Source organism: Ralstonia nicotianae (assembly GCF_018243235.1).
GTDB lineage: Bacteria > Pseudomonadota > Gammaproteobacteria > Burkholderiales > Burkholderiaceae > Ralstonia > Ralstonia nicotianae.
The window spans coordinates 747076-768893 of record NZ_CP046675.1 but is presented as its reverse complement, the minus strand read 5'-3'; the positions used below and the strand labels follow the sequence as shown (position 1 = coordinate 768893).

The following is a 21818-nucleotide window of genomic DNA, read 5'->3' as shown; positions in this document are numbered from 1 at the left end:
GACCGACGCATCGTATTTGGACCCGGGGCGATGCCGCTTGTAAAAAATTGACCGATCGCCCTGACCGGCCTTGGGCGGCCGGTCATTGTCGCGCCAGTCGCGGAAAGCCGGTACGAAGCGCGCAGGCCGGCGGCGGATTGTGCGGGCCGGAGACGAAAGGACTAGGGGGGCGGCCTAGGACTGATAGTGCGAAGGCGCCACCCCGAAGGCCTGCCGGAACGCCCGATTGAAGTGGCTTTGGTCGTAGAACCCGACTTCTTGCGCGACCTCGGCGATCGCCTTGGAGCGACTCGACAACAGCGAACAGGCCTGCTCCAGGCGCAGGCGGACTAGCCACGCGTGCGGCGTCATCCCCACGGTCTGCTTGAACTGCTTGAGAAACTGGAAGCGGCCCAGGGCACATAGGGATGCCAGATCGTCCAGCGTGATCCTTTCACCGGCGTGGGCGAAGCAATAGTCCCTGACCCGTTGCCATTGCGCCGGCGAGAGCGCGCCCTTGGTGTGCTCCGGAATGAGCGCGCGCGATTGCTTGAGTAAAAATGCCAGCAGGGCCAGCCATTCCGACTGCACTTGGAGCGTGCTGGCGCCGCTGTGTTGCATGGCGTCGTGCAGGCGGAGCAGGTGGCCGGCCAGTGCCGGATCCTCGAGCAAGGTCGCGGCGAGTTCCGGCTCATGATCCGTGCCGCTGATGTCCTGGGCCAGATTCGCCAAGAGTGCTTGCGAGAGCCGGAACGTCTTGAGTGTGTATGCGCCGTCACCTTCCGCCACGCCGTCATGGATTTCGCCGGGCGGCATCAGGGAGATACACCCGGGGCCGAGCAAGACGGTCTTGCCCTTGAAGCGCTGGCGTTGCACGCCGGCGGTGACCAGCCCGACATGGAAATCCAGGTGGAAATGCCGCTCGAAACTGAATTGCGAGAAGCGACCCGCGCTCAGCACCAGGCCGGGCACGTCGGCGACTTGCTGGTACTGGACAGAATCGGCCATGGGAAGGGCGCGGCGGCACGTTGACGACTTCGGGAAGCAGTATATCGCCGCTCGCCTGGAAGGGGCCCGGTGGTGTCGAACGACTGCGTCCGGATGACCGCAGCCCGACGCGGCCGGCGCCGGCGAAGAAAAAAAAGCGCGGCCGAAGCCGCGCCGGGTGTGGCTCGCCGGTTGCGCCTATCGCTGGCTCACCGTGGTCTGCGGCGCCGGCGGGTCGCCCCATCCGCCGCCCAGTGCCTTCACCAGCCCCACCGTCGCATTCACGCGCCCGCCGGCCAGCTGCACCGCCACGCGCTGCGTCGACAGCATGTTGCGTTCGGCATCGATCACGTCGAGGTAGTTGACCGAGCCCGCGTTGTAGCGCGTGCGCGAGAGCTGCGCGGCGCGCGTGGAGGCGCGCACGGCGTCGTCCTGCACCTTGGACTGGTCGGCCAGCAGGCGCAGGTCGGAGAGGTTGTCTTCCACCTCGCGGAAGGCCACCAGCACGGCCTCGCGGTAGTTGGCGACGTTTTCCTCGTAGGCGGCGCGGGCCTGCTTGACGCCGGCGCTGCGCGCGCCGCCGTCGAAGATCGGCAGCGACAGCGCGGTGCCCACCAGCGGCCCGAGGAGCCAGGTGCGGCTGCTCCACTTGAGCAGATCGCCGATGTCGTGCGACTCGAAGCCGAAGCCGCCCGTGAGCTGCAGTTGCGGGAAGAACGCCGCGCGCGCCACGCCGATGCGCGCATTGGCGGCGGCCATCGCGCGCTCGGCGGCGGCCACGTCGGGGCGGCGCTCCAGCAGGGCGGAGGGCAGGCCGGGCGGCACGCGCACGTTGGCCGCCTGCAGCGGGTCGGCGCCCAAGGTGAAGCCCGAGGGCGCCTTGCCCAGCAGGGTCGCCAGCGCGTGCTCCAGCAAGGCGCGGCGGCGCGCCACATCGAGGCGGTCCGAGCGGGCGGTGGCCAGTTCGGCATCGGCGCGGGCGACGTCCAGCTCGCCGATGTCGCCGGTGCTGAAGCGGCGCTGCACCAGCTTGAGCGCCTCTTCGCGGCCGACCACGGTGCGGGCGAGCAGGGCTTCTTCGGCGTCGAGCGTGCGCAGGCTGAAGTAGGTCTGCGCCACGTCGGCCTGCAGCGACAGGCGGGCCGCGCGGTAGAGCGCTTCCACGCGCTCGGCGTCGGCATCGGCGGCGTTCACGCTGTTGCGCACGCGGCCGAACAGGTCGGCCTCATACGAGACGGTGGCCTGCGCGCGCCAGTAGGTCTGCGGCTGTACCGGTGCACCGACCGGCAGCCCCGCCGATGCCGCGGAGGCGCGCTGGCGTGTCGGGCCGAAGCCCGCATCCAGTTCGGGGAAGAGCGCCGCGCGGTTGGATTGCACGATGGCCCGGGCCTGGCTGACGCGCGCGGCGGCGGCGGCCAGCGTGGGGCTGGCCTCGCCGGCCTGGGCTTCCAGGCTGTCGAGCGTGGCGTCGTTGAACAGCTTCCACCACGCGCCGTCGGTCGGCATGGAGGGCTCGGCAGTCTTCCACTTGCCTTGCTCGCCGGCGGCCAGCGGCGCATCGGCGCCCTGGGCGGCTTCCTTGAAGGCGGTCGGGGTGCCGACGTCCGGTTTTTCGTAGGTCGGCGCCAGCGAGCAGGCCGCGAGGAACAGCGCGGCGGCCAGCGCCAGCGGGGTCCAGCGGCCCGGCCGCGCGGGCCCGCCCTGTTGTTGTTTGAGCGCGTTCATGTCGATTCGGGATGCATGATTAGTGTTGGCCGGAGGGCAGCGGCAGGGCCGTGCCGCCGGCGTCCGGATCCAGGTCGGGGGCGTCTTCCGAGCGCTGGCGGCGGCGCGAGGCCAGCGTGCGCAGCACCACGTAGAACACCGGCGTGAGGAACAGGCCGAACAGCGTCACGCCCAGCATCCCCGCGAACACGGCCACGCCCATGGCATGGCGCATCTCCGCGCCGGCGCCGGTCGACATCACCAGGGGCACCACGCCCATGATGAAGGCGATCGACGTCATCAGGATCGGGCGCAGACGCAGGCGGCAGGCCTCGATGGCGGCTTCCACGATCGAGCGCCCCTGCAGCTCCAGCTCCCGCGCAAATTCGACGATCAGGATCGCGTTCTTGCACGCCAGCCCCACCAGCACCACCAGGCCGATCTGCGTGAAGATGTTGTTGTCGCCGTGCGAGATCCACACGCCCAGCATGGCGGCGAACAGGCTCATCGGCACGATCAGGATCACCGCCAGCGGCAGTGTCAGGCTCTCGTACTGCGCGGCCAGCACCAGGAACACCAGCAGCACGCACAGCGGGAAGATCCACACGGCGGAGTTGCCGGCCAGGATCTGCTGATACGTCAGGTCCGTCCATTCGAAGCGCACGCCCTTGGGCAGCACCTCGCGCGCGATGCGCTCGGCCGCGGCCTGGGCCTGGCCCGACGAGTAGCCCGGCGCCGGGCCGCCGTTGATGTCGGCGGCGGTGTAGCCGTTGTAGCGCACCACCATGTCGGGCCCGAAGCCTTGCGACACGCGCAGCAGGGAGGACAGGGGCACCATGTCGCCATCGGTGTTGCGGGTCTTGAGTTGCAGGATGTCTTCGGCGTGGGCGCGGAACGGCGCATCGGCCTGGACCTTCACCTGGTAGGTGCGGCCGAACCGGTTGAAGTCGTTCACGTACAGCGAGCCCAGGTAGATCTGCATGGTGTCGAACACATCCGTGACCGGCACGCCCAGCTGCTTGGCCTTGACGCGGTCCAGGTCGGCGTTGAGCTGCGGCACGTTGATCTGGTAGCTCGAGAACGACGGGCCCAGCTCCGGCGTCTGGCGCGCCTTCTGCATGAAGGCCTGCGAGGCGGCGAAGAGCTGCTCGTAGCCGACCGAGCCGCGGTCTTCCAGCTGCATCTTGAAGCCGCCCACCGTGCCGAGGCCCTGCACCGGCGGCGGCGGGAACACGGCGATGAACGCATCCTTGATGGCGCCGTACTGCTGGTTCAGCTGGCCGGCGATGGCGCCGCCCGACAGGTTGGGCGTCTTGCGCTGGTCGAACGGCTTGAGCGTGACGAACACGATGCCGGCGCTCGGGCTGTTGGTGAAGCCGTTGATCGACAGGCCCGGGAAGGCCACGGCGCTTTCCACGCCGGGGTGCTTCAGGGCGATGTCCGACATGCGGCGGATCACGTCCTCGGTGCGGTCCAGCGAGGCGCCGTCGGGCAGCTGCGCGAAGCTCACCAGGTACTGCTTGTCCTGCATCGGCACGAAGCCGCCCGGCACGCGGTTGAACAGCAGCGCGGTCAGGCCGATCAGCGCCAGATAGATGCCCAGCATGACGGCCTTGCGGCCGATCACGCGCGATGTGCTGCGGCCATACGATTCCGACGCGGCACCGAACACGCGGTTGAACGGGCGGAAGATCCAACCCAGGCCGCGTTCCATCACACGCGCCAGCAGGTCCTTCGGCGCGTCATGGCTCTTGAGCAGCAGCGCGGCCAGCGCCGGCGACAGCGTGAGCGAGTTGAACGCGGAGATGACCGTCGAGATCGAGATCGTCAGCGCGAACTGCTTGTAGAACTGGCCGGTCAGGCCCGTCATGAAGGCCAGCGGCACGAACACGGCGATCAGCGTCAGCGCGATGGCGATGATGGGGCCGCTCACCTCGCGCATGGCCTTGTAGGTGGCCTCGCGCGGCGACAGCCCGTCGGCGATGTTGCGCTCGACGTTCTCCACCACCACGATGGCGTCATCCACCACGATCCCGATCGCCAGCACCAGCCCGAACAGCGACAGCGCGTTGATCGAGAAGCCGAACATCAGCATCAGCCCGAACGTGCCGATGATGGACACCGGCACCGCCAGCAGCGGAATGATCGACGCGCGCCAGGTCTGCAGGAACAGGATCACCACCAGCACCACCAGCGCCACCGCTTCGAGCAGCGTGTGCGTGACCGCCTCGATGCTTGAGCGGACGAACTGCGTCGGGTCATAGACGATGCGGTAGTCCACGCCTTCGGGAAAGTCTTCCTTCAGCTCGGCCATCGTCTTGCGCACGTCGTCCGAGATCTGCAGCGCGTTGGAGCCCGGCGCCTGGAAGATCGGAATGGCCACCGCCTGCTTGTTGTCCAGCAGCGAGCGCAGGCCGTATTCCGATGCGGCCAGCTCGATGCGGGCCACGTCGCGCAGGGTGGTCACCGCGCCGTTGGGCGAGCTCTTGAGGATGATGTCGCCGAATTCCTGCTCGGTCTTCAGGCGCCCCTGCGCATTGACGGACAACTGCAGGTCCGTGCCCGGCAGCGACGGCGAGCCGCCGATCACGCCGGCCGCCACCTGCACGTTCTGGTCGCGGATGGCGCGCACCACTTCATTGGCGGTCAGGCCGCGCTCGGCCACCTTGTTCGGGTCGAGCCACACGCGCATCGAGTAGTCGCCCGAGCCGAACAGCTGCACCTGGCCCACGCCGTTGATGCGTGCCAGGCGGTCCTTGACGTTGAGCACCGCGTAGTTGCGCAGGTACGTCATGTCGTAGCGGTCGTTGGGCGACAGCAGGTGGACCACCATCGTCAGGTCGGGGCTGCTCTTGATGGTGGTCACGCCCAGGCGCTGCACCACGTCGGGCAGGCGCGGCATGGCTTGCGAGACGCGGTTCTGCACCAACTGCTGGGCCTTGTCCGGGTCGGTGCCCAGCTTGAAGGTCACTGTCACGGTCAGGTTGCCGTCGCTGTTGGCCTGCGACTGCATGTAGAGCATGTTCTCGACGCCGTTGATCTGCTCTTCGAGCGGCGAGGCGACGGTTTCGGCGATCACCTTGGGGTTGGCGCCCGGAAACTGCGCGCGCACCACCACCGAAGGCGGCACGACCTCGGGGTACTCCGAGATCGGCAATCGCCAGATCGAGATGATCCCGATCAGCAGGATCAGCGTGGAAAGCACCCCGGCGAAGATGGGGCGGTCCACGAAGAATTTGGAGAAGTTCATGGCGTTGGGCGATGAGGTTCGGCCGTGCGTGCGCGATCAGGCACGGTCGGCCGGGAGGCGTTGCGCGGCGGCGGTCTTGGCGTTCGCGGGCTTGGGCTGCGGCGTGGCCTTGGCGGCCGGGGCGGCGGCGGACGACGGCGCAGCGGCTTCGGCGGTGTTGCCGGCATCGGGCTGCGGCGGCGTGCCGGGGCGTGCCGCGCGCTTGGCCACCAGGCTTTCCATGGTCACCGCGTTGGGGGCCACGGGGTCGCCCGGGCGCACGCGCTGGATGCCGTTGACGACGATGCGCTCGCCCACCTTCAGGCCGGCCTTCACCACGCGCAGGCCGTCCGCCGACGCGCCCAGCGTGACGGGGCGGTAGCTGGTCTTGTTGGCGGCGTCGACCACCAGCACGAACTTCTTGTCCTGGTCGGTGCCGATCGCCTTGTCGCTGATCAGGACGGCATCGTGCGGCGCGCCGCTGCCCATCTTCACGCGGGCGTACAGGCCCGGCGTGAGGCGGCCGTCGGCGTTGTCCACCGTGGCGCGCACGCGGATGGTGCCCGAGCGCACGTCGAGCCGGTTGTCGACCGACTGGATCGTGCCTTCGCGCGTGTAGCCGTCTTCATTGGCCAGGCCGATATAGACCGGCGTCCTGGCGCCCTGGGCGCTGTTGGCGGAGAAGCGCAGATAGGTCTGCTCGTCCGCATCGAACGCCACGTACATCGGCGAGACCGACACCAGCGTGGTCAGCACCGGCGCGGCGCCGCCCGTGGCGACCACGTTGCCGACGGTGATCTCGGCGCGCGACACGCGGCCCGCGATCGGCGCCACGATGCGCGTGTACTCCAGGTTCAGCTTGGCCGCATCCAGCGCGGCGGCGGCGCCTTGCAGGTTGGCCTGCGCCTCGCGCGCGGCGTTTTCCTTCTCTTCGAACTCGCGGCGGGCGATGGCGTTGTCGGCCACCAGCTTCTGCGCGCGCTCCAGCTCCGACGCGGTGTAGGCCACGCGCGACTTGGCGGCCGTCAGCGCGGCTTGCGTGCGGGCCACTTCGGCGGCGTAGGGGCGCGGATCGATGGTGAACAGCGGGTCGCCCTTCCTGACGATGCTGCCGTCCTTGAAGTGGACCGCGGTGATGGTGCCGCCCACCAGCGGGCGCACCTCGACGCGCTCGACGGCTTCCAGGCGGCCGGAGAACTCGTCCCAGTCGGTGACGTTGCGCGCGATGGCCGGGGCGACATCCACCGGCATGGCGGCCGGCGCGGCCGGTTGCTGCGAGGCGCCGGCAGTGGGGGCGAGACCGTAGATGCCCACGGCCGCAACGCCGACCACGGCGGCGACCGACAAGGCGAGGGTGCGTTTTGACAGGCTCATGATGACTCTCGATTCGTTGGGGATCAGCAAAGAAGAAAGCGGGAACAGCGTGCGGCCGCGGCATGGCTGGCATGCGCGCGGCGGCGTACTCCGTTTGTTGTCATGGGGATATCAGCCAGGCGTCTCCCAGGTCGTGCCGGATCGGAGCGGCGCGGCCTGGGTCGCAGGTCTACCGTGCTCCGGGATTGGAATACAGCGTCAGTCGTCGATCAAGCGCTCGCAACCGCATGCCGTGTTGAGGACCATTCATCAAAGGCCGGCGTTTGCCGGGCCGGGTTCCGGGGGGCCGGGCGCTCGTCGCCGTGTCAGCCTGGCAGTTCATCGGCCGTGCCGGCCGTGGCGGCGCGGCGCCTCCGGCGCTTGCGCGGGCCGGCCGGGCGGGTCAGGCCCAGGTGCCAGCGCAGGAAACAGGTGATCTCGTCCAGCGCCGCCCGGTCGGTGGCGATGGAGTCGTGGCAGGCATCGGCCACGCGCAGGACCTGGGTGGCCACGCCTGCCTCGATCAGGGCGCTGGCGTAGCGTTCGGCTTCGGTGCGCAGCAGGTCTTGCGGCGCGGTCAGCAGCAGGGCGGGCGGCAGGCCATGCAGGCGGCGTGATTCCACCGGCGCGGCGTACGGGTGCACGCGCTCGGTGGGGCGCGGCAGGTACTGCCGGTAGCAGGCGGCGCAGGCCTCGGCCGAGTTGTCCGCGTCGGCCAGCCGGTCCGGGCGCACGCGCGCCATGGTCGGGTCGAGCATCGGCGCGATCAGCACCTGCGCGCGCAGGCCGGGGCCGCCGCGGTCGCGCGCGATCATGGCCAGCGCGGCGGACAGGTTGCCGCCCGCATCGTGCCCGGCCACCGCCAGCCGGCGGCGGTCGATGCCCCAGGTGGCGGCGTGCTCGGCCATGCAGCACAGCGCGGCGTAGACGTCTTCCGGCGCGGCGGGAAAGGGCGCCGCCGGCGCAAGCGAATAGCCGACCGTCACCACCACCGCCGGCAGCGTGGCGGCCAGATGCCGGGCCGACACGTCGGCATCGTCGATGCAGCCGCCGACGAATCCGCCGCCATGCAGGTAGAGCACGCCCGGCTGGCGCAGCGGCACGGCACCGTCATCGGCGCGGCGCTCGGGGCGGAAGACGCGCAGGCGGATGCGGCTGGCGTAGCCCTGCGTCCAGTAGTCCGCCGCGCTGACGGCACGCGGCGGCGTGTTCGCCTCTGCGGTTGCCGGGGCGCCGGTCCCGGGGCCGGGCTGATCGGCTGCCGCGACGCGCAATGCGCCGGCGGGCACGACGTCCGGCACGCCGGCAAGCGGGCGCCGTGGTGCGGCGCGCGTGCCGGTGTCCGCGGCGGCGGCCGGCGCATGCTCCGAAACAACGAGGCGAGGTGGCGAAGAACCCATGATGGCAAGCGGGGCATGCCTTGGCGGCGTACCCGGTGATCGATGGGCTGAATTCTGGCGACGCGTCGCACGCGGATAAATGCCTATAATCGGACATCACTATTAGCGGCAACCGAACAATCAAGGTTTTCCGGTTGTGCTAAAAATAAGCCTCGTCCTTTTGCCCGTCTGCTGCGCCGCGATCATCCGCGGCGCCGGATCGCGCGCGCCGGACCTCTCTTTCCAGGAATCGATTCGCGCAGGCGGTCTTGCGCCGATCGGGCCATCTTCAGGAGCCGCAGATGGATCGCTTGCAAGCCATGCAGGTTTTCACGCGCGTGGTGGAAGCCAGCAGTTTCACCAAGGCTGCGGATAACCTGCAGTTGCCGCGCGCCACCGTCACCAATCTCGTGCAGAGCCTCGAGGCCCATCTCGGCGTGCGCCTGCTGCACCGGACCACCCGGCGCGTCAACGTCACCGCCGATGGCGCCGCCTACTACGAGCGCTGCGTGCGCATCCTGGGCGACCTCGAAGAGACCGAGGCCGCCTTCTCGCAGAGCGCGTCGGGGGCGCGGGGCACGCTGCGCATCGACGTGCCCGGCTCGATCGGCAAACGGCTGCTGGTGCCGCGCATCCGCGACTTCCACGACGCCTATCCCGGCCTGCAGCTGGAGATCGGCATGAGCGACCGCACCGTCGACCTGGTCCAGGAAGGCGTGGACTGCGCCGTGCGCGTCGGCGAGCTGCAGGACTCCACCCTGGTCGCGCGCCGCATCGGCCAGCTGTCGATGGTCAACTGCGCCTCGCCGGACTACCTCGAGCGATACGGCACGCCCCGTTCGCTGGAGGATCTGCAGGACCACATCGCGGTGAACTACTTCTCGCCGCGCAACGGCCGCCGCATGGACTGGGATTTCGTCATCGATGGCCAGAAGCAGATCCACAAGGTGCGCAGCCTGGTGTCGGTCAACGACGCGGAATCGGCCATGGCCTGCGCGCTGCACGGGCTGGGCCTGCTGCAGACGGCGCGGCTCCTGGCCTATGAGCACCTGCAATCGGGGCAACTGGTGGAGGTGCTGCCCGATCACATCTCCGAGCCGCTGCCGGTGTCGGTCATCTACCCGCACAACCGCCACCTGTCGCCCAAGGTGCGGGTGTTCGTGGACTGGGTGGCGATGCTGTTCGCCGATCACCCGTGCCTGCGGCTGAAGGAGCCGCTGCCGCTGCGGCGGGTGGCCGACGCCGCCTGAACCGGTCGCGGCGGCATCCCCGGGGGCGGCGTGGTCCTTTCCGGCCGCGCCGCCCTTGTCATTTCCATTTCCGCCCCGGCGCCGGTCGGCGTATCGTGGGAAGCATGCCGACCCTCCTGTTCACGTTCGATGCGAGTCTGACGCCGCTTCTGCCGGTCGCCCAGCGCGAGCGGCCCGCTGCGCGCGCATGGCCCGAGGGGGCCACGCTCAAACACGCCATCGAGACCTTCGGCGTGCCGCATACCGAGGTCGGCGCGGTCCAGGTGGATGGCCATGCGGCGCTGCTCGATGCGCTGCTCCCCGCGCGCGGCGCGGTGGCGGTGGCCGGCGTGCGGGCCGCCTTGCCGGACGCGCCGCTGCACTTCCTGTGCGACGCCCACCTGGGCGCCACGGCGCGCCTGCTGCGCATGGCCGGCTTCGACACCGCGTACGACAACAACTACGCCGATGCCACCATCGAAGCGCTGGCCGATACCGAAGACTGGATCGTGCTCAGTCGCGACCGGGAGCTGCTCAAGCGGCGCGGCATCCGGCGCGGCGCCTTCATCCGCGCGCGCGAGCCGCAGGCGCAGATGCGCGAGATCGTGGCGCGCTTCAGGCTGGCCGAAGCGGCGCGGCCGTTTTCGCGCTGCCTGGAATGCAATGCGCCGCTGCGGCTGCTGTCCGCCGAAGAAGCGGCCGCCAGCGTGCCGCCGCGCGTGCGCGAGCGTCAGCATCTGTTCAGCACGTGCGACGTGTGCCGGCGCGTGTACTGGCCCGGTTCGCACTGGGCGCGCATGAATACCTCGCTGGCCCGCATGCTCGCGCCGCATCCCGATGGCGCGGCCGAAGCCGACGCGGTGCAGGGGCCGCTGCGGCATGGCGGTGTCCGCCTGTAAGCCGCGCCGGCGCGCCATGGCAAACCGCCGCGCAAGCGCGCGGCGGCCGCAGCACCGGGAGGCGGCGGGCTTGCCGCTTCCCGATTCACCTCACTTGAGACGCAGCTTCAGTGTTTCGCTGGCCTGATGCAGGGCGGCGCGCGTCGCCGGCAAACCGCTCAGCGCGTTGAGCAGGCCGAAGTCGTGGATCATGCCGTTGTAGCGCGTCGCCACCACGGTCACGCCGGCGGCATCGAGCTTGCGCGCATAGGCTTCGCCTTCGTCACGCAGCACGTCCTTCTCGGCGGTCTGCACCAGCGCGGGCGGCAGGCCCTTCAACTGCCCGGGCGTCGCCAGCAGCGGCGAGGCGGTGATCTCCTGGCGCTGCGCCGGATTGGCGGTGTAGGCATCCCAGAACCACTTCATCATCGGCCGGGTCAGGAAATGGCCTTCGGCGAATGCGTCGTACGACGCGTTCTCGAAGCTGGCGTTGGTGACCGGCCAGAACAGCACCTGCGCGCGCAGGGCGGGCGCGCCGCGCGTCTTGGCCATCAGCGCCACCACGGCTGCCATGTTGCCGCCCACGCTGTTGCCCACCACCGCCAGCCGCGTGCCGTCCACGTTGATCTGCGCCCCGTTTTCCGCGACCCACCGGGTGGCTGCGTAGGCTTCATTGATGGCGACCGGATAGCGCGCCTCGGGCGAGGGCGTGTAGTTCACGAACACGGCCACCGCGCCGGAGTCGGCCACGAGGTCGCGCACGAAGCGCTCGTGCGTGGGGAAGTCGCCCAGGATCCAGCCGCCGCCGTGGAAGAACATGAAGGCGGGCAGCTCGCCTTTGGCGCCCGCCGGCCGCACGATGGTCAGGCGGATCGGCTTGCCGTCCACGTTGATGGTCTTCTCGCTGACGTCGGCCGGCGGCAGCGGCACCTTGGGCGCGGCCTGTGCGCCGACCAGCACGGCGCGCGCCTCGGCAGGCGACAGCGTTTCGAGCGGCTTGCCGCCGCCGGCGGCGAGCGCGTCCAGGAACGCCTGGGTGTTGCGTTCCACGCCCGGGCTGCCCGCGGCAAGGGCGGCACCGGTGGCGACGGCCAGCAGCGAGCCGGCAACGAACTTGGCAATGCGGTTCACGGCGAAATCTCCAGAGAGGTGGATGAGCGGTGTCGGGGTGGCCGGATCAGACCAGGCTCAGGCGCACGTCGATGTTGCCGCGCGTGGCGTTGGAGTACGGGCACACGATGTGGGCGCGCTCGATCAGCGCCTGGGCTTCGGCGCGGTCCATGCCGGGCAGGCTGATCGCCAGGTCCACCTCGATGCCGAAACCGTTCGGAATCGCGCCGATGCCCACCGAGCCCTGCACGCTCGTGTCGGCGGGCAGGCGCAGCTTGTCGCGCGCGGCGACGAACTTCATCGCGCCCAGGAAGCAGGCGCTGTAGCCGGCTGCGAACAGCTGCTCGGGGTTGGTGCCTTCGCCGCCGGCGCCGCCCAGCTCGCGGGGCGTGGCGAGGCGGACATCCAGCCGGCCGTCATCGGTGGCGGCGCGGCCGTCGCGGCCGCCGGTGGCATTGACGTGGGCACGATAGAGGATGGTTTCGATCGACATGGCGGTTCTCCTGTAGAGGGGTGGGATGCCTGCGCACGGATGTCTTGGGCCGGGCGCAGGCGCTGAAATATTGTTCGCTATTAAATAGCGTGCAATATATTTGGGTTAAAAAATGCGGGTGCTTGCGGCACCCGCCCGTTCCGGCATCAGGCCGCGTTCTTGAAGAGCCGCGTCCTCATGCCGGTCAACTGCGTACGCAAGGCTTCCAGCTCGGCCGGCACGCATTCCATGGCGGCGGCCACGCAGCCGGGCACGTCCTTGGCGCGATGCTTCAGGCGCTGGCCTTCGGCCGTCAGCGAAACGATCACCTGCCGCTCATCGGCATCCGAGCGCTGGCGACCGATCAGGCCCGCCGCCTCCAGCCGCTTGAGCATGGGCGTGAGCGTGGGCGAATCGAGAAACAGCCGCTCGCCGATCTCCGACACCGTCAGCGCGTCGCGCTCCCACAGCACCAGCATCACCAGGTATTGCGGGTACGTGAGGCCCAGCGGCTTGAGCAGGCCGCGATACACCTTGTTCAGGCCGATCATGGTCGAGTACAGCGCAAAGCACAGCTGCTGGTCCAGCGCCAGGTTCGGGTACGGAGAGGCGGTCTTGCGTGTGTCCATGGCCCGGATATTATGTCGCGTGCTACCTAATAGCAAGCTATTTTTCTGCGATGGGTCTCCGGGGCTAGCGGGCCGATGCGCCGCGCAGATCGGCCAGAAAGCGTTCGCGCCATGCCGTGAGGTCGGCCGCGCGCAGCCGGTCCATCATGTGGGCGTGGCGTGCCTTGCGCTCTTCGAGCGGCATCGTCAGCGCGCGGTTGAGCGCCTCGGCCATGCCGCGCGTGTCGTACGGATTGACGATCAGCGCGGCATCGAGCTCGCGCGCCGCGCCCGCGAAGCGCGACAGCACCAGCACGCCCGGCGCCTCCGGGTCCTGCGCCGCCACGTATTCCTTGGCCACCAGGTTCATGCCGTCGCGCAGCGGCGTGACATAGCCGATGTGCGAGGCGCGGAACAGCGCCATCAACATGCGCCGGTCGTACTGCTTGTTGATGTAGCGGATCGGTGTCCAGTCCAGTTCCGAATGCTTGCCGTTGATGCGGCCCGATTCGGCCTCCAGCCGCTGGCGGATCTGCTGGTAGCTCTGCACATCCTGCCGCGAGGTCGGCGCGATCTGAACGAAGGTCACGTGCCGCCGGTGGTCGGGAAAATCGTCCAGCAACTGCTCGAACGCGCGGAAGCGTTCGGGCAGGCCCTTGGAATAGTCCAGCCGGTCCACGCTCATGATGAGCTTGAGCGGGCGGCCGCCGCTCGCATCGGCCTCGCGCGCGAACGGATTGCGCCGCGCCAGCGACGACACCGCCTGCCGCGCGATCTCGTCCGGATGCACGCCGATCGGGTAGACCTCGGCGCGCAGCGTGTTGCCGTAGGCGTGCACCGGACCGTTGTGCTCCTTGTTCTCGATGTAGCCGCGCGCCTCGCGTTCGATGTAGTCGTAGAAGGCGACGCGATCGGTCTCGGTCTGGAAGCCGAGCAGGTCGTAGGCGCACAGCGCGCGCATCAGCTCTTCGTGCGGCGGGATCGTCGTCAGGATCTCCGGCGACGGAAACGGAATGTGCAGGAAGAAACCGATGCGGTTGCGCAGCCCCAGCGCCCGGCATTCGGCTGCGAACGGGATCAGGTGATAGTCGTGCACCCACAGGATGTCGTCGGGCTGCACCAGCGCCTTGAGCTGATGCGCGAACTGCGTGTTGACGCGCCGGTAGCCGTGGTACTCCTGGCGCTCGTAGCGCGCCAGATCGACGCGGTAGTGGAACACCGGCCACAGCGTGGCATTGGCGAAGCCGCGGTAGTACTGGTCGTAGTCGCGGCGGCTCAGGCCCACGGTGGCGAAGGTGATGGCGCCCTTGGCGGCGATGGACGGCTCGCCCGACGCGCCCGGCGCGATCTCGCCGCTCCAGCCGAACCACACGCCGCCGGTATCGCGCAGCGCGTCGTACACGCCGACCGCCAGCCCGCCGGCGCTCGCCTGGCCTTCGGCGATGGGCGCCACGCGGTTGGAGACCACGATCAGCCGGCTCATGCCGCACGCCCTCCCGCGCGCCGGGCCAGCGCCGCGAGCCAGTCGCGCAATGCGGCCGGATCGGGCACGCGCCAATGCGCCTGGCTGGGCCCCATGCCGACCTTGATCGACCAGCCGCCCAGGGTGTTGACCGCCTCGAAGGCGCTCTCGTCGGTCAGGTCGTCGCCGGCGAAGAGCGCGATGCGGCCGGCAAACGGCGCGGCGCGCATCAGGTGGCCGACCACCGCCCCCTTGCTGGCCCCGCGCGGCTTGAGCTCGACCACCATCTTGCCGGCCTGCAGCCGCACGTGGTCGGCATACCGGTCGGCCAGGCGCCGGGCGAGCGCGCACACGGCGTCGGCGGCCTGCGGCAGATGGCGGTAGTGCAGGGCAAAGGCGATGCCCTTGGACTCGAGCACCACGCCCGGCACGCTGGGCAGCTGCGCGCGCAGTTCGCGTTCGAGCGCGGCCAGTGCCTCGCTGTCGGTCTGCAAGCGATGGAAGCTGCCGTCGGCGTGCCGGCGCTCGGCGCCATGCACGCCGGCGATCACCAGGCCGGGCAGGTCGAGCCGCGTTTCGAGGTCGGCCACCGTGCGGCCGCTGATGACCGCCAGCGCGCCGCCGCTTGCGCGCTGCAGGGCGGCGAGGGTGGCGCGCAGGTCCGGCGCGACGTGAACGGCTTCCGGCTGCGGCGCGATGTCAACGAGCGTGCCGTCGAAGTCGAGCAGAAAGGCCGTGCGCGCCGGGTCGATGGGCGGCAGCGGCGCCGCGCGGGCAGAGGAGGCGGGTGATGCGATCCGAGACAAGGCGATCCATGAATGTGTGCGTGATACGCCGGTTCACGCAAGAAGCGGGCCGCTGCGCGCAAGCGTGATCGACTCGGCATCCACGAACGATTTGTCGCCGCCGCCGTATGTAAAAGCGGCGGCAAAGTTGCAAATCCTCCACATTCGCGGTGGCGTGCGGGTTCAGGCGATCAGCGCCGGAAGGCGCCGTTGGCGGCGGCGCGCATCGTTCTTGCACGCCGAGGGCGTGGTCGCCAGTCGCAGCTCGCGGATCAGGATGCAGGGAGAGTGCAGTCGATCGCCCAACGCGCCGCGCGTGTCGTTCGTGCGCGCTTGTTCTTGTGGATCGGGCTGCTGGCGGTGGGCGGGATGTCGTGCCGTCGGGCTTCAGGCGATTGAAGCGGCCGCTGTTTCTGTGCCCGGTGTGCGTGGATGATGCACGGGGCGGGCAGGGGCGAGGGGAGGAGGTGATGGCCGGCGCGTGCGGATGGACAGCCGCGCCGGACCGCCCGGTACCCCGGCAACTGTTGGCACAGCGCAGCCGGGTTCCGGGCGGGGCGGGCTCAGCGCTTGTCGTCCGGCGCCGGCTTGTCGAGCAGCGCCGTCAGCAGCTTGCTGCGCGGGACGGCCTTGCCGGCGCCCGGCTGGCCCCCCTTGCCGGTACGCTGTTCCTGGCGCTTGCGTTCGTTGTTCAGCTTGAGGCCTTTGAGTTTTTCGAGATCGGTTTTTTTCACGGTGGAATCCTGTCGACGGCGTGATACGCTCGCGAGGATACGCGAAACGCCCGCGCCTGCCTGTTTTTTGCCGCATGTCCGTCGATCCGGCCGCGCCTTCCCCCGATCTCTTCCAGCCGAATCTGCAGGACTGGACCGACCAGCCCGCCCAGGCCTTCGAGCACTGGCTGGCCGCGCGCGGCTACCGTGCCTCGTCGGCCACGGTGTACCGCGCGATGTGGCGCAAGTGGCTGCGCTGGACCGAGGCCCACCGCCGCGCGCTGGCCGATTGGAGCGCCGCCGACATCGCCGCCTTCCTCGATGAGGCGGGCCTGACCAAGCTGCACCGCTACCGCTACGCGCGCCTGATCGAGCGCGTCTTCCATCAGCTCGCGCTGCTGCGCGCGGGCACGCACAACCCGGCCAGCATCGCCGTGCGGCAGAAGCTGGCCGAGGGCGAGAACGACCCCACCGCATTCCTCTCGCGGGCCGAGCGCATCGCCATCGATGCATCGCTGGCCGTGACGGCAGCGGCGGGCGAGGCAGCCAATGCCAGTGCCTTCAAGCTCGCCCGCGACCGCGCCATCGTGGCCGTGTGCCATGGCGCGGGGCTCAAGGTGGCGCAGGTCCAGTCGCTGCGCTTGCGCCAGGTGGCGGCGGACCAGGCCACCATCAGCGTCGAGCCGGCACGCGGCAAGCCGTACGATGCCCCGCTGCTGGAAACGGCGCGCCCCGCGCTGTCGGCGTGGCTGGCGGTGCGCGCCCAGGCCGAGGTGCCCGGCGAACGCATCTTCGTCGCCGATGCCGGCGGGCGCGCGATGCATGCCGCGTCCATCTACCGGCGCGTCGAGTCCTGGCTGGGCGAGCTGCCGGCCCTGGTCCACCGCAATGAGCGCCTGTCGCCGCAGACCCTGCGCAACGGCTATGCCGCCGCGCTGTTCGATGCCGGCGCCGGTCCCGCCGAAGTCGGCCACGCGCTGGGCCTGCGCGATCCGGCTTCCGCCTGGCGCCTGCGCGCGGCCTACACTGACTGGCTTGCCGCAGACCACCCGGGCACCGCTGCGTAGCGCGGTGGTTTCGCCGGCTTGCCCGCAATCCGTTGCAAGGCTTTGCTATGATCGCGCTGTCCTGCGGGCTGGCGCGCGCTGTTCCGCAGGCGTTCGATGCCGCGCGCAGGCCTGACACAAGCGCGGCACGAACCTTCTCCTCCTCGAACCCTTCACCCGATGAACGAAACCATCCTGCTGACCGGCGCCACCGGCTATATCGCCTCGCACACCTGGGTTGAACTGCTGGACGCCGGCTACCAGGTGATCGGCCTGGACAATCTGTGCAACAGCAGCGCCGCCGTGCTGGCCCGCATCGAGCAGATCACCGCCAAGACGCCGAAGTTCGTGCAGGGCGATGTCCGCGACCGCCGGCTGCTCGATGACCTGTTCGCCAGCACGCGCATCTCGGCCGTCATCCACTTCGCCGCGCTGAAGTCGGTGGGGGAATCGGTCCAGAAGCCGCTGGCCTATTACGACAACAACATGGGCGGGCTGGTCACGCTGTGCGCGGCCATGGCGCATGCCAACGTGCGGCAGCTGGTGTTCAGCTCGTCGGCCACGGTGTACGGCAATCCGCATACCGTGCCCATCACCGAGTCGTTCCCGCTGTCGGCCACCAACCCCTACGGCCAGACCAAACTGATGGGCGAGCAGGTGCTGCGCGACCTGGAAGTCTCCAACGGCGCCTGGCGGATCGCCTACCTGCGCTATTTCAACCCGGTGGGCGCGCACCACAGCGGCCTGATCGGCGAAGACCCGCGCGGCATCCCCAACAACCTGATGCCCTACGTCGCCCAGGTGGCGGCGGGCCGGCGCGAGCAGCTGTCCGTCTTCGGCGGCGACTGGCCGACGCCGGACGGCACCGGTGTGCGCGACTACATCCACGTGGTGGACCTGGCGCGCGGCCACCTGAGCGCCCTGGACGTGCTGCGCCGCGACGGACGCGGCTTTACCGTCAACCTCGGCACCGGCCGCGGCTATTCGGTGCTGGAAGTCGTTGCGGCTTACCAACGCGCCAGCGGCCGTCCGATCCCCTATGAGATCGTCGCGCGCCGCCCCGGCGACATCGCCGCCTGCTACGCCGATCCGTCTCTGGCCGCATCGCAGCTGGGCTGGCGGGCCCAGTACGGCATCGAACGCATGTGCGAGGACTCGTGGCGCTGGCAAAGCATGAATCCGGACGGCTTTCAGACACGGGGCTGATCCATTACCCTCACTGTTTTGCGTAGTCCGGAAAGAGGGGAGGCTTTGCGGTGGATGACGCGCTTGTCCAGTTGATCGGGCAGTTCGCGAGCGCGGTGTCGCCCGCGCTGCTGCCGTTCGTCACGGCGTGCGGCACGGGTTGCCTGTTGCTGCGCTTGCTCGATGACCTGCACCGGCAACCGGCCGGTCCCGCGCGCCTGCCGCTGCTGCTGACGGCGCTGGCTGCCGCCATCGGCCTGTGGACGGTTTCGCTGCTGCCCCTGCTGGCGCATTGGCCATCGCACGAAGCGGCGTCCGGCACGCACGGCATGGTGCTTACGCTGGCGGCGTTCGGCTGGAGCCTGGCGGTCACCGCGCTGTGGTGCATGCTGGGTGCGCGGCCGGGCGTCGGACTGGTCCGCACGCTGCTGATGGGCCTGCTGCTGGGCGCCTGCGGTCCGATGATGCAGCTGATCCAGGCCGGCGCGCAGACCGTGGAGACGGTCGCGCTGTCGGATGCGGGCGTGCTCGCCGTCGTGGTGGTCCTGGCGGCCACGGCCTGCGCGGCCGTGCTGCAGTTTGCGCTGCTGCCCGCGGAAACGGGTCGGCGTCCGGCCATGAGCGTGTTCGTCTGCCTGCTGCTGGGCTTCGGGCTGACGCTGGGCGCGGTGCTTGCCGGGCCGATTCTCGGCGCGCAGCAAGCATCGGCCGCCACCGGGGCGCCGGAAGGGGCACGCCTGGCCCTGGTGGCCGGTCCGGTCGTCGCCGTGCTCGCGGTGCTCCTGCTCGGCTTTCGCGACCGCGCAGCCGGCGATCGGTCGGCGGCGGTGGTCGCGCGCGAGATCCGTCGCCGCAAGGAAACCACGCAGGCGCTGAACGACCTGGAGCAGAGCTATCGCCAGCGCGAAGCCGAGCTCAGCGCGCGGCACCAGCTGCTGCTGGACGGCGCCCACGTCGGACTGTGGGAGTTCGACCTCATCACGCGCGGCGCGCATTTCTCCGAGCGGTTTGCCGCCATGCTCGGCTATACGCTCAAGGAAATCGGTCCGAGCACCAGCGAATACTTGCGGCTGGTCCATCCGGACGACCTGCCGCTGGTGCTCAACCGCATCCAGGTCCATGTCGATGGCGATGCGCCGTCCTACGCGGCCGAATTCCGCATGCGCCACAAGGACGGCGGCTACCGTCGCATCCAGGCGAGCGGCGTCGCGTTGCGCGATGCCGGCGGCCGGGCCACGCGCATGGCGGGCTCGCATACCGACATCACGCAGCAGGCCACTGCCGTGGCCGCGGCGCAGCCGCCGTCCGCCTACGCCCCCGCCCAGGCCGCGCCGGACGTGCCGCTCCGGCGCCAGGGCCTGTGGGAGTCGTGGTCGCCGCTCGACAACACGCCTGCCGCAGCCAATACCGAGCCCGCCATGCCTGCCCAGGCATCGAGCCCCGCCCCCGGCCCGGTACCCGCCACCGACGGCGTGTTCCCGACCATCGATCCTTCCGCATTGCACTGAGTCGCGGGGGCATGCCATACGGTGGCCCCGGCTCAAGTTTCATTGCCTCCATCCCGATAGCCCCCGTAGAGCGCGTGGAATCGCGCCGGGGAGCGCCGCGCAGCATCGCGTGGCATACAAGACACCTTGGAGGAAAGCATGAACCGACTCACGCTTCGGCAGAAGCTGTGGCTTCCGCTCGTCCTGAGCTGGCTGGGATTGCTGGCGATCACGCTATGGAGTGCCTGGAGCGCACGCACGCTGCGCATGGAAGAGCGGCAGCGCGACCTGCAGAATGTGAGCGCCACGGCATTCAGCGTCATCAAGGAATACGGCCAGCTCGCGCGGGAAGGCAAGATGACGGTGGAAGAGGCCAAGGCGCAGACGATGGCCCGCTTGAAAACCATGCGCTATGGCGCCGACGGCTATTTCTCGCTGTCGACCACGGATGCGGTCTCGGTCATGCATCCGATCAAGCCGGAAATGGTCGGCAAGAACATGTCCGCCGTCACCGATCCGGCCGGCAATCACCTGTTCACCGACATCGCCCGCACCGCCAAGGCCGGCGGCGGGTTCGTGCGCTATCTGTGGCCGAAGCCCGGCAGCAGCACCCCGGAGCCCAAGCTGACCTACGTCGCGTACTACCAGCCCTGGGACTGGTCCATGACGACCGGCCTGTATATCGACGACGTCGACGCGGCGTTCCGCGCCTCACTGCTGCAGTCGTTGGGGCTGCTGCTGGGCGTCGGCCTGCTGATGACGCTCGTGGTGGCGACGCTCGCGCGGGGCCTGCAGCGCCAGCTGGGCGGGGATCCGGCCTATGCCGCCGATATCGCGGCGCGGATTGCCGCGGGCGATCTGGCCATGCGCGTCGAAACCCGTCCGGGGGATCGCGACAGCGTCCTGTTCGCCATGGCGCAGATGCAGCGGGAACTGACGGGCACCATCAGCCACATCAAGCATTCGGCGGATTCGATCGCCAGCGCCACCCAGCAGATCGCCGCCGGCAACGCCGACCTGTCGCAGCGCACCGAACAGCAGGCTTCGTCGCTGGAGGAAACGGCCTCCAGCATGGAGGAGCTGACCTCGATCGTGAAGCAGAACGCGGACAACGCACGCCAGGCGAGCACGCTGGCGGTCAATGCCTCGGACGTCGCGGTCAAGGGTGGCGAAGTGGTCGGCCGCGTGGTCGAGACCATGGCCGGCATCAACGACAGCAGCAAGAAGATCGCCGACATCATCGGCGTGATCGAAGGGATTGCATTCCAGACCAACATCCTGGCGCTGAACGCGGCGGTGGAAGCGGCCCGGGCCGGCGAGCAGGGTCGCGGCTTCGCGGTGGTGGCGGGCGAGGTGCGCAGCCTGGCGCAGCGCTCGGCGGGGGCGGCCAAGGAGATCAAGGAACTGATCGGCGACTCGGTCGGCCGTGTCCGGAACGGCACTGCGCTGGTGGAGGAGGCCGGGGCTGTGATCGATGAGGTCGTCGTGGCCGTCAAGCGCGTGACGGACATCATGGGTGAGATCAGCGCCGCATCGGCCGAGCAGAGCTCGGGCATCGAGCAGGTCAATCAGGCCGTGAACCAGATGGATCAGGTGACGCAGCAGAACGCGGCCCTGGTGGAGCAGGCAGCGGCCGCCGCATTGTCGCTGGAAGAGCAGGCGCAGGTGTTGCGTACGGCAGTGGGCCGCTTCCAGATGTAAGGCTGTGGGTGACGGAAAAAGAACAAGGCCGGCAAATATCGCCGGCCTTGTTCATGTGGTTTTCCGGAAGATTTCTGGGGCTTCTCGGAAGACGCGGTTCAAACGTCAGGCAACCAGAAAATCTTCCACCTTCTTGCCGGCCGACAGTTCCTTGACCAGCCAGCCCGGGCGCTTGCCGCGGCCGGTCCAGGTGTTGCCCTGGCCGTCGCGATAACGCACCGGCACCTTGCGGCCGGCTTTTTTGGACGCCGGACCACCCTTGGCGCCAAAACCGAGATCGTCGGCGCTCAGGCCGTAATCAACGATCTTCTGCTTGATTTCGGCGATCACCGTGGCTTGTTCGCTTGCACGGAGTTCATCGGCCTGGCGCTGCAGTTCAGAGATCTTCTGAACGATTTCCTTGTATGTCGACATTATGGATTCCTCAACTTTTGCAATTGAAACATGGGCACGCTCCCCGTGCGCCCAAGCCATTATAACGGCTTTGTTTCAACCGCTCCGATATTCGTAA

At 69.2% G+C, this 21818-nt stretch carries 18 protein-coding genes; 6 read left to right on the top strand and 12 right to left on the bottom strand.

Annotated elements, in window-relative coordinates:
• Positions 1 to 174 precede the first annotated feature (174 nt).
• The 5 genes from GO999_RS19610 to GO999_RS19590 form a co-directional block, all read right to left on the bottom strand.
• On the bottom strand, positions 175 to 987 hold the full coding sequence (locus tag GO999_RS19610; protein ID WP_011004404.1) for an AraC family transcriptional regulator: 813 nt from the start codon (positions 985 to 987) through the stop codon (positions 175 to 177).
• A gap of 177 nt (positions 988 to 1164) precedes the next feature.
• The gene (locus GO999_RS19605) at positions 1165 to 2691 is read right to left on the bottom strand and encodes an efflux transporter outer membrane subunit (RefSeq protein ID WP_020829906.1); all 1527 of its coding nucleotides are present in this window, start codon (positions 2689 to 2691) and stop codon (positions 1165 to 1167) included.
• A 19-nt stretch (positions 2692 to 2710) separates the two neighbouring features.
• Complete coding sequence (locus tag GO999_RS19600; RefSeq protein WP_019719709.1) at positions 2711 to 5920, bottom strand: efflux RND transporter permease subunit; 3210 nt, start codon at positions 5918 to 5920, stop codon at positions 2711 to 2713.
• Between the two features lie 36 nt (positions 5921 to 5956).
• Positions 5957 to 7273 carry an efflux RND transporter periplasmic adaptor subunit gene (locus GO999_RS19595; protein ID WP_071012616.1) on the bottom strand — a complete coding sequence of 439 codons (1317 nt, stop codon included), beginning with the start codon at positions 7271 to 7273 and terminating at the stop codon, positions 5957 to 5959.
• Between the two features lie 305 nt (positions 7274 to 7578).
• Positions 7579 to 8652: an alpha/beta hydrolase gene (locus tag GO999_RS19590; RefSeq protein ID WP_071012613.1), complete on the bottom strand. Its 1074-nt coding sequence runs from the start codon at positions 8650 to 8652 to the stop codon at positions 7579 to 7581.
• 281 nt (positions 8653 to 8933) lie between these two features.
• Here GO999_RS19590 and GO999_RS19585 point away from each other — a divergent pair, with 281 nt between their 5' ends.
• Both GO999_RS19585 and GO999_RS19580 read left to right on the top strand, forming a co-directional pair.
• Positions 8934 to 9881, top strand: coding sequence for a LysR family transcriptional regulator (locus tag GO999_RS19585; RefSeq protein ID WP_019719712.1), 948 nt, complete (start codon positions 8934 to 8936; stop codon positions 9879 to 9881).
• Between the two features lie 104 nt (positions 9882 to 9985).
• Positions 9986 to 10759 carry a Mut7-C RNAse domain-containing protein gene (locus tag GO999_RS19580; protein ID WP_211907136.1) on the top strand — a complete coding sequence of 258 codons (774 nt, stop codon included), beginning with the start codon at positions 9986 to 9988 and terminating at the stop codon, positions 10757 to 10759.
• 90 nt (positions 10760 to 10849) lie between these two features.
• Here the strand turns inward: GO999_RS19580 and GO999_RS19575 are convergent, their stop codons facing one another.
• From GO999_RS19575 to GO999_RS19550, 6 genes are all read right to left on the bottom strand, one after another.
• On the bottom strand, positions 10850 to 11869 hold the full coding sequence (locus GO999_RS19575; protein WP_019719713.1) for an alpha/beta hydrolase: 1020 nt from the start codon (positions 11867 to 11869) through the stop codon (positions 10850 to 10852).
• A 46-nt stretch (positions 11870 to 11915) separates the two neighbouring features.
• Positions 11916 to 12341 (bottom strand): organic hydroperoxide resistance protein, encoded by a 426-nt coding sequence (locus tag GO999_RS19570; RefSeq protein WP_211907135.1) that lies wholly within the window; start codon positions 12339 to 12341, stop codon positions 11916 to 11918.
• Positions 12342 to 12487: 146 nt separating this feature from the next.
• On the bottom strand, positions 12488 to 12949 hold the full coding sequence (locus GO999_RS19565; protein ID WP_011004395.1) for a MarR family winged helix-turn-helix transcriptional regulator: 462 nt from the start codon (positions 12947 to 12949) through the stop codon (positions 12488 to 12490).
• 64 nt (positions 12950 to 13013) lie between these two features.
• Positions 13014 to 14411 carry an alpha,alpha-trehalose-phosphate synthase (UDP-forming) gene (gene otsA / locus GO999_RS19560; protein WP_011004394.1) on the bottom strand — a complete coding sequence of 466 codons (1398 nt, stop codon included), beginning with the start codon at positions 14409 to 14411 and terminating at the stop codon, positions 13014 to 13016.
• A complete protein-coding gene (otsB, locus tag GO999_RS19555; RefSeq protein ID WP_011004393.1) occupies positions 14408 to 15196 on the bottom strand; it encodes a trehalose-phosphatase in 789 nt (262 codons plus the stop codon). The genes otsA and otsB overlap by 4 nt, the downstream gene beginning before the upstream one ends.
• A gap of 542 nt (positions 15197 to 15738) precedes the next feature.
• Positions 15739 to 15909 (bottom strand): hypothetical protein, encoded by a 171-nt coding sequence (locus tag GO999_RS19550; RefSeq protein WP_011004392.1) that lies wholly within the window; start codon positions 15907 to 15909, stop codon positions 15739 to 15741.
• Between the two features lie 74 nt (positions 15910 to 15983).
• Between GO999_RS19550 and GO999_RS19545 the strand changes: the two genes are divergently transcribed.
• The 4 genes from GO999_RS19545 (at position 15984) to GO999_RS19530 (ending at position 21307) form a co-directional block, all read left to right on the top strand.
• The gene (locus GO999_RS19545) at positions 15984 to 16955 is read left to right on the top strand and encodes a tyrosine-type recombinase/integrase (RefSeq protein WP_021155634.1); all 972 of its coding nucleotides are present in this window, start codon (positions 15984 to 15986) and stop codon (positions 16953 to 16955) included.
• A gap of 159 nt (positions 16956 to 17114) precedes the next feature.
• A complete protein-coding gene (gene galE, locus GO999_RS19540) occupies positions 17115 to 18140 on the top strand; it encodes a UDP-glucose 4-epimerase GalE (protein ID WP_011004390.1) in 1026 nt (341 codons plus the stop codon).
• 50 nt (positions 18141 to 18190) lie between these two features.
• A complete protein-coding gene (locus tag GO999_RS19535; protein ID WP_071092954.1) occupies positions 18191 to 19627 on the top strand; it encodes a PAS domain-containing protein in 1437 nt (478 codons plus the stop codon).
• A gap of 138 nt (positions 19628 to 19765) precedes the next feature.
• Positions 19766 to 21307: a methyl-accepting chemotaxis protein gene (locus tag GO999_RS19530; RefSeq protein ID WP_111374532.1), complete on the top strand. Its 1542-nt coding sequence runs from the start codon at positions 19766 to 19768 to the stop codon at positions 21305 to 21307.
• A gap of 105 nt (positions 21308 to 21412) precedes the next feature.
• Here GO999_RS19530 and GO999_RS19525 read toward each other — a convergent pair whose 3' ends face one another.
• Positions 21413 to 21721 carry an H-NS histone family protein gene (locus tag GO999_RS19525; protein ID WP_011004387.1) on the bottom strand — a complete coding sequence of 103 codons (309 nt, stop codon included), beginning with the start codon at positions 21719 to 21721 and terminating at the stop codon, positions 21413 to 21415.
• Between the last annotated feature and the right edge of the window lie 97 nt (positions 21722 to 21818).

Excerpts from the sequence above, each read along its gene's own strand:
- GO999_RS19610 (WP_011004404.1), bottom strand. The coding sequence starts at position 987 with ATGGCCGATTCTGTCCAGTACCAGCAAGTCGCCGACGTGCCCGGCCTG.
- GO999_RS19605 (WP_020829906.1), bottom strand. The coding sequence starts at position 2,691 with ATGAACGCGCTCAAACAACAACAGGGCGGGCCCGCGCGGCCGGGCCGC.
- GO999_RS19600 (WP_019719709.1), bottom strand. The coding sequence starts at position 5,920 with ATGAACTTCTCCAAATTCTTCGTGGACCGCCCCATCTTCGCCGGGGTG.
- GO999_RS19595 (WP_071012616.1), bottom strand. The coding sequence starts at position 7,273 with ATGAGCCTGTCAAAACGCACCCTCGCCTTGTCGGTCGCCGCCGTGGTC.
- GO999_RS19590 (WP_071012613.1), bottom strand. The coding sequence starts at position 8,652 with ATGGGTTCTTCGCCACCTCGCCTCGTTGTTTCGGAGCATGCGCCGGCC.
- GO999_RS19585 (WP_019719712.1), top strand. The coding sequence starts at position 8,934 with ATGGATCGCTTGCAAGCCATGCAGGTTTTCACGCGCGTGGTGGAAGCC.
- GO999_RS19580 (WP_211907136.1), top strand. The coding sequence starts at position 9,986 with ATGCCGACCCTCCTGTTCACGTTCGATGCGAGTCTGACGCCGCTTCTG.
- GO999_RS19570 (WP_211907135.1), bottom strand. The coding sequence starts at position 12,341 with ATGTCGATCGAAACCATCCTCTATCGTGCCCACGTCAATGCCACCGGC.
- GO999_RS19565 (WP_011004395.1), bottom strand. The coding sequence starts at position 12,949 with ATGGACACACGCAAGACCGCCTCTCCGTACCCGAACCTGGCGCTGGAC.
- otsA (WP_011004394.1), bottom strand. The coding sequence starts at position 14,411 with ATGAGCCGGCTGATCGTGGTCTCCAACCGCGTGGCGCCCATCGCCGAA.
- GO999_RS19545 (WP_021155634.1), top strand. The coding sequence starts at position 15,984 with ATGTCCGTCGATCCGGCCGCGCCTTCCCCCGATCTCTTCCAGCCGAAT.
- galE (WP_011004390.1), top strand. The coding sequence starts at position 17,115 with ATGAACGAAACCATCCTGCTGACCGGCGCCACCGGCTATATCGCCTCG.
- GO999_RS19530 (WP_111374532.1), top strand. The coding sequence starts at position 19,766 with ATGAACCGACTCACGCTTCGGCAGAAGCTGTGGCTTCCGCTCGTCCTG.
- GO999_RS19525 (WP_011004387.1), bottom strand. The coding sequence starts at position 21,721 with ATGTCGACATACAAGGAAATCGTTCAGAAGATCTCTGAACTGCAGCGC.